The organism is Bacillota bacterium (assembly GCA_023511835.1).
Taxonomy (GTDB): domain Bacteria; phylum Bacillota; class Sulfobacillia; order JAIMAT01; family JAIMAT01; genus JAIMAT01.
In genome coordinates, this window is sequence record JAIMAT010000003.1 from 39,777 (window position 1) to 53,380 (window position 13,604).

The following is a 13,604-nucleotide window of genomic DNA, read 5'->3' on the forward strand; positions in this document are numbered from 1 at the left end:
CCGACGAGGGGGTGTGGCGGCATGAAGCCGGAGGGTCGGTCGAGTTTCCGCGCTTTCTGGGTGGAGCGTACAGGCGAGCGCTTTTTCGCCGGGGTTCGGGAGCTGCCCGCGGAGGCGCTGCCCGAGGCGGACGTGACGGTGCGGGTGGAGTACTCCTCGCTCAACTACAAGGATGCCCTGGCCACGCGTCCCGACGGCCGCGTGGTGCGGCGCTACCCCATGGTGGCGGGCATCGACCTGGCCGGCCGCGTGGTCGACTCGCGCGACCCGCGCTTCCGGCCCGGAGAGGAGGTGCTGGCCACCGGCTACGAACTGGGCGTGGCCCACTTCGGCGGACTGGCCGAGTACGCCCGGCTGCCGGGCGACTGGCTCCTGCCCATTCCGGAGGGCTGGGGGCCGCGCGAGGCCATGACGCTGGGCACGGCCGGTCTCACGGCCGGCCTGGCCGTCGAGCGCCTGGAGCAACTGGGGCTCGGGCCCGGCGACGGCCCGGTGCTGGTGACCGGCGCCAGCGGCGGCGTCGGCTCGCTGGCGGTGGCGCTCCTCGCCGCGCGGGGCTACCGGGTGGCGGCCAGCACGGGCAAGGCGGAGGCGGACGCCTACCTGCGGCAGCTGGGCGCGGAGGAGGTGCTGGAGCGCGCCGCCACCTCGGCGTCCTCGTCCAAGGCGCTGGAGAGCCAGCGCTGGGCGGCGGCGGTCGACCCCGTGGGCGGGGAGACCACCGCCTATCTCCTGCGCACCCTGCGTTACGGCGGGGCGCTGGCGCTGGTCGGCCTGGCGGGCGGCGCGGAGCTCCGGACCAGCGTCCATCCCTTCATCCTCCGCGGCGTCACCCTGGCCGGCATCGACTCGGCCTACGCGCCGGTCGAACTCCGCCGGCGCGTCTGGCGGCGTCTCGCCGCCGAGCTGCCGGCGGTCGTGCTGGAACGGGTGCGGGCGGCCGAGGTGGGGCTGGAGGGGGTAGCCGAGGCGGCGGCGAGCCTCCTGCGCGGGGAGGTGCGGGGGCGCGTGCTCGTCCGCCTGTGAGGGACCGGCAAGAGCGGAGGCGAGGGGGAAGGTGAGCGGTTGGCCACCATCCTGGTGACGGGCGGCGCCGGCTTCATCGGGAGCGCCAGCGTGGACGAGCTTCTCGCCCGCGGGCACCGCGTGGCGGTGCTGGACGACCTGTCGGGCGGGAGGCGGGAGAACCTGCCGCCCGGGGCGGAGCTCTGGGTGGCCGACGTGGGCGACGCCGAGGCGGTGCGCGGCCTCTTCCGGCGGCTGCGGCCCGAGCTGGTGCTCCACTTGGCGGCCCAGATCTCGGTCAGCCGGTCCGTGCGCGAGCCGGCCGCCGACGCCCGCGTCAACGTCGTGGGGCTTCTGCACGTGCTGGAGGCGGCCCGCGAGACGGGGAGCCGCCGGGTCGTCTTCGCCTCCTCGGGGGGCGTGCTCTACGGGGAGGTGGAGCGGCCGGCGGTGGAGGAGCAGCCGCTGGCGCCCGTCTCGCCCTACGGCATCGCCAAGTGGGCCGGGGAGCGCTACCTGGAGTTCTTCGCCCGGGAGTACGGCCTCGAGGGCGTCGCGCTCCGCTACGGCAACGTCTTCGGCCCGCGCCAGGACCCGCACGGGGAGGCCGGCGTGGTGGCCATCTTCAGCCGCCGCCTCCTGGCGGGGGAGCCGCCGCTGGTCCACGGGGACGGCGAGAACGTACGCGACTACGTCTACGTCGCGGACGTGGCACGCGCCAACCGGCTGGCGCTGGAGGCGGAGCCGCCGCGGCTGCTGCCCGGGGGAGGGACCCCCTTCGTCGCCTTCAACGTGGGCACCGGGCGGGGGACCACCGTCAACCGGCTGGTGGAGATGATGGGCCGGGCGCTGGCCGAGCTGACCGGCGCCCGGGCGCGGGCGCCCGTCCACGGTCCGGCGCGGGCGGGCGACTTGCGCTCGAGCCTCCTCGACGCCGGGCGCATCGAGCGGAGGCTGGGCTGGAGGCCCGAGGTGCCGCTGGAGGAAGGGCTCCGCCGCACGCTCCGCTGGTTCGCAGAGGCGGGCGGGGCGATTGCCGCCTCCGGCGGCAGCGTGCTATAGTGAACTGACCGCAGGAGGCGCGTGGGAGAGTGGGTGCCGCACCCACTCTTCTCTGTGTGTGGCCGCTCTCTCGTCGGAGGTGAGGGGTGTGGCGCGGAGGGAGATCGAGGAGTCGGCCGCGGCGCTGGCCGAGCCTCTCCTGCAGGGGCTCGGCCTTCTGCTCCTGGACGTGGCCTGGCAGAGAGAGAACGGGCGGCGCTTCCTCCGTTTCGTCATCGACCGGCCCGGGGGCGGCGTCAGCATGGAGGAGTGCGAGCGCTTCTCCAGGGCCATCGACCCCCGCCTGGACGAACTGGGACTGATCGACGAACCGTACTACCTCGAAGTGGCCTCGCCCGGCCTGGACCGGGTGCTGCGGAACGAGCGCGAGTTCGCCTTCTTCCGGGGGCGGACCGTCCAGGTGCGCTGCTTCGAGCCGCTGGAGGGGGCGCGCAGCCACGTGGGGCGACTGGAGGGCCTGGAGGGGGAGGACGTGCTCCTGGCGGTCCAGGGGGAGGAGGGCGAGCGCCTCCTCCGCCTTCCCCGCGCCAAGGTGGCACGCGTGCAGTTGAAGGAGGAGAGCTGAACTGCTCCAGGAGGGCCCGGCATGAACCAGGAATTGCTCGAAGCGCTCAACGCTCTGGCGACCGAGCGGGGCATCGACCGGCAGATCCTCATCCAGGCGCTGGAGACGGCGCTCAAGTCGGCCTACCGGAAGCACTACGGCACGGCCAGCAACGTGGTGGTGCGCATCGACCCGGAGACGGGCGACTTTCGCGTCGCCAACCAGTTCACGGTGGCCGACCCGGTGGAGGACCCGGAGACCGAGATCAGCCTGGAGGAGGCGCGCGAGATCGACCCCGCCTACCAGCTGGGCGACGTGGTGGAACGCCCGGTGGAGCCGCGCGACTTCGGGCGCATCGCCGCGCAGACCGCCCGCCAGGTGGTCATGCAGCAACTGCGCGAGGCCGAGAGGAACCTGATCTACGAGGAGTTCGCCAGCCGCGAGGGAGACCTGCTGACGGTGGTGGTCCGCCGCGTGCAGGGCCGCAACGTCTACATCGACCTGGGCCGGACGGAGGCCGTCCTGCTGCCGTCGGAACAGATCCCGGGCGAGATCTACCGTCCCGGCGACCGTATCCGCGTCTACCTGGCCGAGGTCCGCCAGACGGCCAAAGGGCCCCAGGTCGTCCTCTCCCGCGCCCACCCCGGACTCCTCAAACGCCTCCTGGAGCTGGAGGTTCCGGAGATCCACGACGGCGTCGTGGAGATCCGTGCCGTCGCACGCGAGGCGGGAGCCCGCGCCAAGGTGGCGGTCGCCTCGCGCGACCCCAACGTCGACCCGGTGGGCGCCTGCGTGGGCCACCGCGGCATGCGCATCCAGAACGTGGTCAACGAGCTGCACGGCGAGAAGATCGACGTCATCCGCTGGTCCGACGACCCGGCCGAGTTCGTGGCGGCGGCGCTCAGCCCGGCCCGGGTCAGCCAGGTCCGGATTCACGAGGAGGAGCGGAGCGCGCGCGTCGTGGTGCCGGACTACCAGCTCTCCCTGGCCATCGGACGCTCCGGCCAGAACGCCCGCCTGGCCGCCAAGCTGACCGGCTACCGCATCGACATCCGCAGCGAGTCGCAGCTGGCGGACGAGGCCATGAAGGCGGCCGTCCAGTCGGGCGCCGAGGAGCTGCGCACCTTCGTCAGCGAGGCCGACATGCTCCCCTTCGAGCGCGCCTTCCGCCAGGCGCTCAAGGAGCGCCGGGAGCGCGAGGAGCGCCGCAGGCGCCTGCAGGAGGCGGGCGAGCTGAGCGGCGACGAGCTGGACTTCGACGACGTCGACCTGCCACCGTTCCCGGAGGCACCCGAGCCCGAACGGCCCGAGCGCTCCGGGGAGGAGGCAGAGGACGACCTCTGAAGCCGGGCCCCGCGACGGAGGCCGGACCGGGGACGAAGGGCGGGGACGGGGGACGACGACCATGAACAGGGTGAGGAAGCCGCCCCAGAGGACCTGTATCGGCTGCGGAGAGACCGGGGGCAAGCGCCAGCTGCTCCGCCTGGTGCGCACCCCCGACGGCGCCATCTGCTTCGATCCCACCGGCAAGCGTGCGGGACGGGGCGCCTACCTCCACGCCGAAGTGGAGTGCGTGGAGCGGGGGCTGACGCCGGCCCGGCTGGAGCGCGCGCTCCGCCTCCGACCCGCGCCGGAGACGGTGGAGGCGCTCCGCCGGGAGCTGGAGCCGCTCCTGGCCGGACCGGGGGCGACGCCTTGAGCGCGCTGCCACGGGCCTGGCGCGAGCTCCTGGGACTGGCCATGGCGGCCGGCCGGGTGGCGTGGGGGCGGCGCGCCGCGCGGGAGGCGCTGCAGGAGGGCCGGGCCGCCCTGATCGTGCTGGCCGAGGACGCGGGACCCGCGGCGCGGGAACAGGTCAGCCGGGAGGCGGCGCGTGCCGGCGTACCCTGCCTCGTGGCCGGCTGCCGCCTGGAGCTGGGCTCGGCCATCGGCCGGCCGCCCGTGGGCGTGCTGGCCGTCACCGACCGCCGGCTGGCCGAGACGTTGGAGGACCGATGGAAAGCGGCGAGCGACCCTCACCGGCCGGCTCGCCAGGAGGTGGAGGCTATTGCCGCACGCGATCCGAGTCTACGAGCTGGCGCGGGAGCTGCACATCCATTCGAAGGAGATCCTGGACTTCCTTCACAAGGAGATGAACATCGACATCAACAACCACATGAGCACCATCAACGACCGGGTGGCGGCCAGGATCCGGCGTGAGTTCGCCGACCGGGCGACCCAGGCCCAGCAGGCCGGCGGCCGGGCGGGCGGCGCCCGCGGCCGGGGCCAGGGCCAGGTGCAGGGCCAGGCCGCGCAGCGCGAAGCGGCCGCGCATCCCGAGGCGCCGGTCGCCCCGCCGGGCAGGTCGGCGGCCGAGCAGGGCGGCGGCCGTGGCGGCGCCGCGGGGGTGGCCGGAACCGCCCAGCCCCAGCCCGGCCGGGCGCCGGCGGCGGGCCAGCCGCGGCCTGCGGCCGCGGGCGGGAGACCGGGCGGCGGCCCGCGCCCCCAGGCGGGCGGAGCTCCCGCGCGGCCCGGGCAGGGTACCGCCTCGCCGGGCGGCGCGCGCACCCAGCCGGGCGGCGCGCGCCCACACGGGAACGGCGGTGCGCCGCGCGCCGGGGCGCCGGCGGGTGCGCGCCCGGCCTCGGCGGGCGCGCGGGGCGGTGCGCCGCGCCCGGGGGGCGCCCCGCGTGGGGCGGCTCCCGCGGGCGGAGGCGGCCACCCGGGTGGCGGCCGGCCTGGCGGGGGCGGCCGCTTCGGCGGCGGACGGCCGGCGCCGGCGGCGGGAGGCCGCCCTGCGGCCGGGCAACGCGGGCGCCCGGCACGACGCGGCCGGGGCGGTGGCGCGCGGCCGGAGGCGGGGCGGGACGCTTGGCGCGACGGACGTCTCGTCGACCTGGACGAGGAGCGGCGCGCGCCGCGCGGACCGAAGCAGCCGGTACGGAAGAAGCGGAGTGCCGCGGAGCGGCTGGCGCAGATCCAGGTGCCGGCGGAGATCGAGCTGGACGAGGGCGGCATCGGCGTCTCGCGCCTGGCGGAGAAGCTTCACCTGCCCACCGTGGAGGTGGTGAAGCGGCTGGTCTCCATGGGCGTGATGGCCTCGGCCGGACAGGAGATTCCCGCCGAGACGGCGGCACGGGTGGCGGAGGCCTTCGGCTCCCGCGCCACCATCCGCCGGCCGGAGCGGGTGCTGAGCGACGAGGAGCTTCTCCAGGAGCGCCTGAGCGAGGCGGCCGCCTCGGGCATGGAGCGGCCGCCGGTGGTGGTGGTGCTCGGCCACGTCGACCACGGGAAGACCAGCCTGCTGGACGCCATCCGCGAGACCCATGTGGCCGCCAGCGAGGCGGGCGGCATCACGCAGCACATCGGCGCCTCGACGGTGGAGCAGAACGGGCGGCGCATCGTCTTCCTCGACACGCCGGGGCACGAGGCCTTCACGGCCATGCGCGCCCGCGGCGCCCAGATCGGCGACGTGGCCGTCCTGGTGGTGGCGGCCGACGACGGCATCATGCCGCAGACCGTGGAGGCCATCCAGCACGCGCGGGCGGCGGGCCTGCCCATCGTGGTGGCGCTCAACAAGATCGACAAGCCCAACGCCAACCCGGACCGGGTGAAGCAGCAGCTCGCCGAGCAGGGGCTGGTGCCCGAGGAGTGGGGCGGCGAGACCGTGGTGGTCCCGGTCTCGGCGCTGAAGCGCCAGGGCATCGACGAGCTCCTGGAGATGATTCTGCTGGTGGCCGACATGCAGGAGCTGCGCGCCCATCGGGACGGACCGGCCATCGGCACCGTCATCGAGGCGCGCCTGGACCGGGGGCTGGGCCCCGTCGCCTCCGTCCTGGTCCAGGACGGGACGCTGCGCCAGGGCCAGCCCTTCGTCGCCGGCTCGGCCTACGGCCACGTCCGCTCCATGACGGACGACCGTGGCCGCAGCCTGGAGGAGGCCGGCCCGGGCACGCCGGTGGAGATCTCGGGCTTCGCCACCCTGCCCAAAGCCGGCGACGTCTTCCGCGTGGTGGAGGACGAGCGGACGGCGCGCGAGATCGCCCTCTCCCGCCAGGCGGAGGCGCACGAGGCGGAGATCGGGACGCGCCAGCCGGTGACGCTGGCCACCTTCTTCGCGCGGCAGGCCGAGGGCGGGCAGAAGCAGCTGCGCGTGGTGCTCAAGGCGGACGTGCAGGGGACGCTGGAGGCGCTGCGCGGCTCGCTGGGCGAGATCCGCAACGACGAGGCGAGCGTGGACGTGATCCACGCCGCGGTGGGCGGTGTCAACGAGTCGGACATCATGCTGGCCGCCGCCTCGGACGCCATCGTCATCGGGTTCAACGTCCGGCCCGACGCCAAGGCCACGGCCCTGGCCCAGGAGCAGCGGGTGGAGGTGAAGACCTACCGCGTCATCTACGAGCTCCTGGACGACGTGCGCAAGGCGGTCAGCGGTCTTCTCGCCCCGAAGACCGAGGAGCGCGTCATCGGCCGGGCCGAGGTGCGCCAGACCTTCCGCGTGCCCGACGTCGGCACGGTGGCCGGCTGCTACGTCCAGGAGGGCGTGGTGCGGCGGAACGCCGGCGTCCGCCTCATCCGCGAAGGCGTCGTGGTCTACCAGGGCCGGGTGGCCTCGCTGCGCCGTTTCAAGGAAGACGTGCGCGAGGTGGCCCAGGGCTACGAGTGCGGCGTCGGCCTGGAGCGGTTCGACGACATCAAGGTGGGCGACGTCCTCGAGTTCTTCGAGGTCGTCGAGGTGGCCCGCTGAGAGCTGGGGGCGTGCGAGGGTGGTCTCCAAGACACGCATGGGGCGGGTGGCGGGCGGCCTGGAGCGGGAGCTGAGCGCCATCCTGCGCGAGCTGAAGGATCCCAGGATCGGCTTCGTCTCCATCACCGGCGTCGAGGTCAGCCCCGACCTCCGCCACGCGCGCGTCTACGTCAGCGTGCTGGGCGGCCCCGAGGCGGAGGCCGCCACCCTGGAGGGGCTGCGCAGCTCGCAGGGCTACCTCCGCGGCGAGGTGACGCGGCGCCTTCGCCTGCGCCTGGCGCCGGAGCTGGAGTGGGTGCCGGACCACAGCATCGAGCGGGGCGTCCGCATCTCCAAGCTGATCCGCGACGTGCGCGAGGCGGAAGAGCGGGCCCACGAGGGGCGGGAGGCGGTGGCCCGCCTCCTCGGCGCCGCGCAGAGCCTGCTCCTGGCGGTTCACGTCCGGCCCGACGGCGACGCGGTGGGATCGGCGCTGGGGCTCGGCCTGGCCCTGGAGCGGGCGGGGAAGCGGGTGCGCTTCCTGGTGGACGGCGGCATCCCGCGCTACCTGGCCTGGCTGCCGGGCGCCGGGCGCTTCGAGCCGCCGGCGCCGCTGGAGGAGAGCCCGGACGCGGCGGTGCTGCTGGACTGCGGCGACCTGGAGCGGGTGGGCCAGGTGCGGCCGCTCCTGGAGCAGGCGCGCGAGGTGGTCAACATCGACCACCACCCCTCCAACACCCGCTACGGCAGCACCCGCTGGATCGAGCCGGGGGCGGCGGCCGTGGGCGAGCAGGTGCTGGACCTGCTGGACGAGCTGGGACTGGAGCCGGACGAGGCGGTGGCCACGGCGCTCTTCGCCTCCATCGCCAGCGACACGGGCGGTTTCCGCTACTCCAACACCACCGCCTCCACGCTGGAGCGGGCGGCGCGCCTGGTGCGGGCGGGGGCGCGGCCCGACGAGATCGCGCGACGGCTCTGGGAGGAGAGGACGCCCGGCTCGCTCCGCCTGCTGGGGCGGGTGCTGGAGGGCCTGGAGGTCCTGGCGGGCGGCCGCTTCGCGCGGGTGCGCGTGCCGGCGCGGCTGCTCGAGGAGGCGGGGGCGGCCGAGGAGGACGTGGAGGGGCTGGTCAACTACCCGCGCAGCCTCCAGGGCGTCGAGGCGGCCGCCCTCTTCCAGGAGGTCCGCCTGGAAGGGCGGCCGGCCGTCCGGGTCAGCCTCCGCTCCAACCGCTGGCTGGACGTCTCCGCGGTGGCCGTCCGCTTCGGCGGCGGCGGCCACGGGCGGGCGGCCGGCTGCACGGTGGAGGGGAGCCTGGACGAGGTGGTGGCAGAGGTGAGCCGCGCCGTGGAAGAGGCGCTGGCCGCCGGCCCCGAGGCGGGAGGCGGGGAGGCGTGAGGGTCGCGGGAGAAGAGGCGACCGGACCCGCGCGCCGCGCCGAGGGAGGGCTCCTGTCCGTCCTCAAGGCGCCCGGCCCTACCTCGCAGCAGCTGGTCAACCGCATACGAAGGCTCTTCGGCGAGCGGCGCGTCGGCCACGCCGGCACCCTCGACCCGGCGGCCGCCGGGCTGATGCTGGTGGGCGTGGGACGGGGGACGCGCCTCCTGGCCTACCTGCTGGGCGGGGAGAAGCGCTACCTCTTCTGGTGCCGCTTCGGCCTTCGCACCGAGACGGGCGACGCGGAGGGCAGGCGGCTGGAGAGGACTTCCGCCTCGCACTTGAGCGCGGGCGACGTGGAGGCCCTGCTGCCGCGCTTCCAGGGCCGCGTCCGGCTGCCGGTGCCGATCTACTCGGCCGCGCACGTCCAGGGCGAGCGGGCCTACCGGCTTGCCCGCCAGGGCCGGACGGTGCATATGCCGGAGCGCGAGGTGCACATCGAAAGCCTCGTCTTGCGCGGGTGGGAGGAGGGGGAGCAGCCGGCCGCGCTGCTCGACCTGCGCTGCTCGGCGGGCACCTACGTCCGTTCGCTCTGCGCGCGCCTGGGCGAGGAGGCGGGCACCGGCGCCGTCCTCGATTCGCTCCTGCGCGTCGAGGTGGGCGGCCACCGGCTGGAGTCGGCCTGGACGCTGGAGGAGCTGGAGGATCTCCGCCCGACGGAGCGCTGGGAGGCGCTCTTGCCGCCGGGGCGCGCGCTGCCGGAGCTGCCCCGGGTGACGGTCGACCGCATCGACGCCCGGCGTCTGCGCCACGGCCAGCCCATCCGCCTGCCACGGCTCGTGGTGCCCGGCGACCCGCCGCCGGAACGGCTGCAGGTGGAGACGCGCGACGCCTGGGTGGGCGTGGTGCGGCCGCGTCCGGAGGGCTCGGCCTGGCTGGTCTGCCGGCCGGAGATGATCTGGCGGGCGGAGGAGGGCTGGCGTGCGACGCTCTGACCGCCTGGAGGAGTTCGCCGCGCGCCGGGCGCGGGTGGCCATCGGCACCTTCGACGGCGTCCACCTGGGCCACCGGGAACTGATCCGGCGGGCCGTGGAACGGGCGCGGGAAGAGGGTGGCGAGGCCGTGGCGCTCACCTTCTGGCCGCACCCGGCGCAGGTCCTGGCGCCGGCCGGGGCGCCCAGGCTCCTCACCGGCCGGGAGGAGCGGGCGCGGCGCATCGCCTCGCTGGGCGTGGACGCGCTCTTCGAGATCCCCTTCTCGCCCGGGGTGGCTTCCTGGCCGGCCGAGCGCTTCGTGCGCGAGCTGCTGGCGGCCCGGCTGGACGTGCGCACGGTGGTCGTCGGCTACAACTTCACCTTCGGCCGCGGCGCCGAGGGGCGGCCCGAGACGCTGCGCCGGCTGGGGGGAGAGCTGGGCTTCGAGACGGTGGTGGTGGAGCCGGTCTGCGAGGGCGGGCGGCCCGTCTCCTCCTCGCGCATTCGCGCCCTGGTGGCCGCCGGCGAGGTGGCCGAGGCCGGCCGCCTCCTGGGCGCGCCCTTCCGCCTGGAGGGGCGCGTGGTGCCGGGCGACCGGCGCGGCCGGCAGCTGGGCTTCCCCACCGCCAACCTGGACGTGCCGGAGGAGCTGCTGCGGCCGGCCCGGGGCGTCTACGCGGCCTGGGCGGAGTGGCAGCCGGCGGAGGCGCCCGGCGGGGCGCGGGCGAGGGAGGGGAGGCCGGTGCGCCGGGCGCCGGCGGTGGTCAACGTCGGCATCCGGCCCACTTTCGACGGCCGTCGCGAGGTGGTGGAGGCGCACCTCCCGGGGATCGAGGAGGATCTCTACGGCGTCCGGCTCTCCCTGGACCTGGTGGAGCGGCTCCGGGAGGAGCGGCGCTTCGCCGGGGCGGAGGAGCTTCGCCGCCAGATCGCCGAGGACGTCCAAGCAGCCCGGCGACGGCTCGCGTGGTAGAATAACCGCGGTTTTCAGGCCCCGGCCCGGAATGGCGAGCGACCTCCCGGCGCATCCCTGGCCGCGGGCGACGATCGGCGCCCGCCGGGCGCCCCGCGAGGGAGGCTGGAGGCAGCATGTCCCTGGAACAGTCCGTCAAGAGGAGCATCATCGAGAGCTATGCCCGTCACCCCCAGGACACCGGCTCCACCGAGGTGCAGGTGGCCATCCTGACTCGGCGGATCAACGACCTGACCGAGCACCTGCGGGCCCACCCCAAGGATCACCACTCGCGGCGCGGACTCCTGAAGATGGTGGGCAAGCGCCGGCGGTTGCTCAACTACCTGGAGCGGGAGGACCCGAAGCGGTACGCGGAAGTGACCAGGAGCCTCGGGATCCGGACCCGTTAGGCGGCGGCGGGGGACCTCCCCCGCCCCGCGCGTGCAGAGAGGAGGTCACTGTTTGGAGAAGCGGGTCTTCAGCACCACCCTGGCCGGGCGGCCCCTCAGCGTGGAAATCGGCGAGGTGGCCCGGCAGGCCAACGGCGCCTGCCTGGTCCGGTACGGGGATACCGTGGTCCTGGTGACCGCGGTGATGTCCAAGGAGACGCGGGAGGGGATCGACTTCTTCCCCCTGCGCGTCGACTTCGAGGAGCGCCAGTACGCCGCCGGGCGCATCCCGGGCAGCTTCTTCCGGCGCGAGGGGCGGCCCAGCGAGCGGGCGGTCCTCTCGGCGCGGCTGATGGACCGGCCCATCCGGCCGCTCTTCCCCAAGGGGCTGACCAACGAGGTGCAGGTGGTCTGCACCGTCCTCTCCTTCGACGGGGACAACCAGCCGGACATCCTGGGTATCCTCGGCGAGAGCATCGCCCTCTCCATCTCCGACATCCCCTTCGACGGGCCCATCGCCGGCGTCACGGTGGGCATGGTGGACGGCAACTTCGTCCTCAACCCGACGCTGGAGCAGTACCAGCGCTCGCGCCTGGACCTGACCGTGGCCGGCACCCGCGAGGCGGTCATCATGGTCGAGGGGAACGCCGACGAGCTGCCCGAGGAAGACATCCTGGCGGCGATGGACTTCGCCCACCGGGCCATCCGCCAGCTGATCGAGTGGCAGGACGGCATCGTCGCCGAGCTGGGGCGGCCCAAGTTCGCCTTCACGCCGGTGGCGGTGCCCGAGGAGCTGGAGCAGGCCGTCCGCGCCGAGGCGACGGCGGTGCTGCGCGAGACGCTGCTCAACCCGGACAAGCTGGCGCGCGAGGAGGCGCTGGCCCAGGCCAAGGAGCAGCTGAAGAACGCCCTGCTGGAGCGCTTCCCGGAGCAGGAGAAGGCCGTGGCCACGGTGCTCGACGCCATCGAGCGCGAGCAGCTGCGGCGCATGATCCTGGACGAGAAGATCCGCCCCGACGGGCGCAGACCCGACGAGATCCGGCCGGTCAGCTGCCGCGTCGGCCTCCTGCCGCGCACGCACGGCTCGGCCCTCTTCACCCGCGGGCAGACGCAGGCGCTGACCGTGGCCGCGCTGGGTGCGCTGGAGGACCGCCAGTTCCTGGACTCCATCGGCGAGCCGGAGGAGTACAAGCGCTACCTGCACCACTACAACTTCCCGCCCTACTCCACCGGCGAGGTGCGGCCGCTGCGCGCGCCCGGCCGGCGCGAGATCGGCCACGGCCGCCTCGCGGAGATGGCGCTTCAGCGGATGATCCCGCCCGAGGAAGAGTTCCCCTACACCATCCGTCTGGTCTCCGAGATCCTGGAGTCCAACGGCTCCTCCTCCATGGCCTCGGTCTGCGGCAGCACGCTGGCGCTGATGGACGCCGGCGTCCCCATTCGCGAACCGGTGGCGGGCATCGCCATGGGCCTGATCAGCGAGGGCGACCAAGTGGAGGTCCTCTCGGACATCCAGGGCATCGAGGACCACCTGGGCGACATGGACTTCAAGGTGGCGGGCACGCGGAACGGCATCACCGCCATGCAGCTGGACGCCAAGATCGAGGGCGTGGACCGCGTGATCCTGGCGCGCGCGCTGGAGCAGGCCCGCCGGGGACGGCTCTTCATCCTGGGCAAGATGCTGGAGGCCATCGACAAGCCGCGCCCCGAGCTCTCGCCCTACGCGCCGCGCATCCTGACGCTGCAGATCAACCCCGACCGCATCCGCGACGTCATCGGTCCCGGCGGCCGGACCATCAACCGCATCGTCCAGGAGACCGGCGCCAAGATCGACGTGGAGGAGAGCGGCAAGATCTATGTGGCCACGCCGGACCTGGCGGCGGCGGAGCGGGCGGTGGCCATGATCCGCGAGCTGACGCACGAGGTGGAACCGGGCGAGGTCTACCTGGGCAAGGTGGTCCGCCTGACCAACTTCGGCGCCTTCGTGGAGCTTTTCCCGGGCAAGGACGGCCTCGTCCACATCTCGCAGCTGGGTGCGGGCCCCGAGCGGACGGCCCGGGTGGAGGACGTGGTCTCGCTGGGCGACCGGATCCTGGTCAAGGTGACCGAGATCGACGAGCTGGGCAGGGTCAACCTCTCCCGTCGCGACGCGCTGCGCCAGTTCCCCGAGCGCGCCGCCGAAGAGGAGGTGCATCCGAAGGTCGCCCCCGCCGACCACCGGGCTTCGGGCAAGCCGGCGCCCGGTCGGGGCGGCGAGGCGCGGGACGGGCAGGCGGCGCAGCCGGAGGGCGAGCGCCCGCCGCGCCACCGCTCGCGTCACGGGCACCGACGCTGAGAGAGGGACGGAGAGTAACCGCTGGAGGCCCGCTCCGTCGCACGGCCGGGCGGGTACCACGAGGAGAGCTTCCTACCGGATCACGCTGGCGGAGCACGGGGGAAGCTTTTTTCATGCCTGTCCCGCGCCACCCGCCGCCTGCTGCCGTCATAGCCGGGGACAGCCTGGGCATAGCGGTGGAGCGGAGGCGAAGGGGCGCTGGCCGGCTGGAGGGGGCTGGCAGGAGGCGGAGGAAGCGCGCGGGAACGACGCCGGGCCTGGTT

General features: G+C 74.5%; 12 protein-coding genes. All 12 read left to right on the top strand.

The annotated features are described in order from the left end of the window. Window positions 1–21: 21 nt before the first annotated feature. The 12 genes from K6U79_01260 to pnp all read left to right on the top strand — a co-directional run bounded on the left by K6U79_01260 (window position 22) and on the right by pnp (window position 13,341). The gene (locus K6U79_01260; protein ID MCL6520988.1) at window positions 22–1,026 is read left to right on the top strand and encodes an acryloyl-CoA reductase; all 1,005 of its coding nucleotides are present in this window, start codon (window positions 22–24) and stop codon (window positions 1,024–1,026) included. A 39-nt stretch (window positions 1,027–1,065) separates the two neighbouring features. Next, complete coding sequence (locus K6U79_01265) at window positions 1,066–2,067, top strand: NAD-dependent epimerase/dehydratase family protein (GenBank protein MCL6520989.1); 1,002 nt, start codon at window positions 1,066–1,068, stop codon at window positions 2,065–2,067. Between the two features lie 88 nt (window positions 2,068–2,155). Continuing rightward, window positions 2,156–2,632, top strand: coding sequence for a ribosome maturation factor RimP (locus tag K6U79_01270; GenBank protein MCL6520990.1), 477 nt, complete (start codon window positions 2,156–2,158; stop codon window positions 2,630–2,632). Window positions 2,633–2,653: 21 nt separating this feature from the next. Further along, window positions 2,654–3,955, top strand: coding sequence for a transcription termination factor NusA (gene nusA / locus K6U79_01275; protein ID MCL6520991.1), 1,302 nt, complete (start codon window positions 2,654–2,656; stop codon window positions 3,953–3,955). Window positions 3,956–4,016: 61 nt separating this feature from the next. Continuing rightward, window positions 4,017–4,310 (top strand): YlxR family protein, encoded by a 294-nt coding sequence (locus K6U79_01280; protein ID MCL6520992.1) that lies wholly within the window; start codon window positions 4,017–4,019, stop codon window positions 4,308–4,310. Then, window positions 4,307–4,810 (top strand): ribosomal L7Ae/L30e/S12e/Gadd45 family protein, encoded by a 504-nt coding sequence (locus tag K6U79_01285; GenBank protein MCL6520993.1) that lies wholly within the window; start codon window positions 4,307–4,309, stop codon window positions 4,808–4,810. The genes K6U79_01280 and K6U79_01285 overlap by 4 nt, the downstream gene beginning before the upstream one ends. Further along, window positions 4,767–7,337, top strand: a complete 2,571-nt coding sequence (infB, locus tag K6U79_01290; GenBank protein ID MCL6520994.1) for a translation initiation factor IF-2 — start codon at window positions 4,767–4,769, stop codon at window positions 7,335–7,337. Before K6U79_01285 ends, infB begins: the two co-directional genes overlap by 44 nt. Window positions 7,338–7,356: 19 nt before the next feature. Then, window positions 7,357–8,712, top strand: coding sequence for a 30S ribosome-binding factor RbfA (rbfA, locus tag K6U79_01295; protein ID MCL6520995.1), 1,356 nt, complete (start codon window positions 7,357–7,359; stop codon window positions 8,710–8,712). Further along, entirely contained in the window at window positions 8,709–9,686 is a 978-nt protein-coding gene (gene truB, locus K6U79_01300; GenBank protein MCL6520996.1) for a tRNA pseudouridine(55) synthase TruB, read from the top strand. Before rbfA ends, truB begins: the two co-directional genes overlap by 4 nt. Then, complete coding sequence (locus tag K6U79_01305; protein ID MCL6520997.1) at window positions 9,673–10,638, top strand: bifunctional riboflavin kinase/FAD synthetase; 966 nt, start codon at window positions 9,673–9,675, stop codon at window positions 10,636–10,638. Before truB ends, K6U79_01305 begins: the two co-directional genes overlap by 14 nt. Before the next feature lie 116 nt (window positions 10,639–10,754). After that, a complete protein-coding gene (rpsO, locus tag K6U79_01310) occupies window positions 10,755–11,027 on the top strand; it encodes a 30S ribosomal protein S15 (GenBank protein MCL6520998.1) in 273 nt (90 codons plus the stop codon). 52 nt (window positions 11,028–11,079) lie between these two features. Then, a complete protein-coding gene (gene pnp / locus K6U79_01315) occupies window positions 11,080–13,341 on the top strand; it encodes a polyribonucleotide nucleotidyltransferase (protein MCL6520999.1) in 2,262 nt (753 codons plus the stop codon). Window positions 13,342–13,604 lie beyond the last annotated feature (263 nt).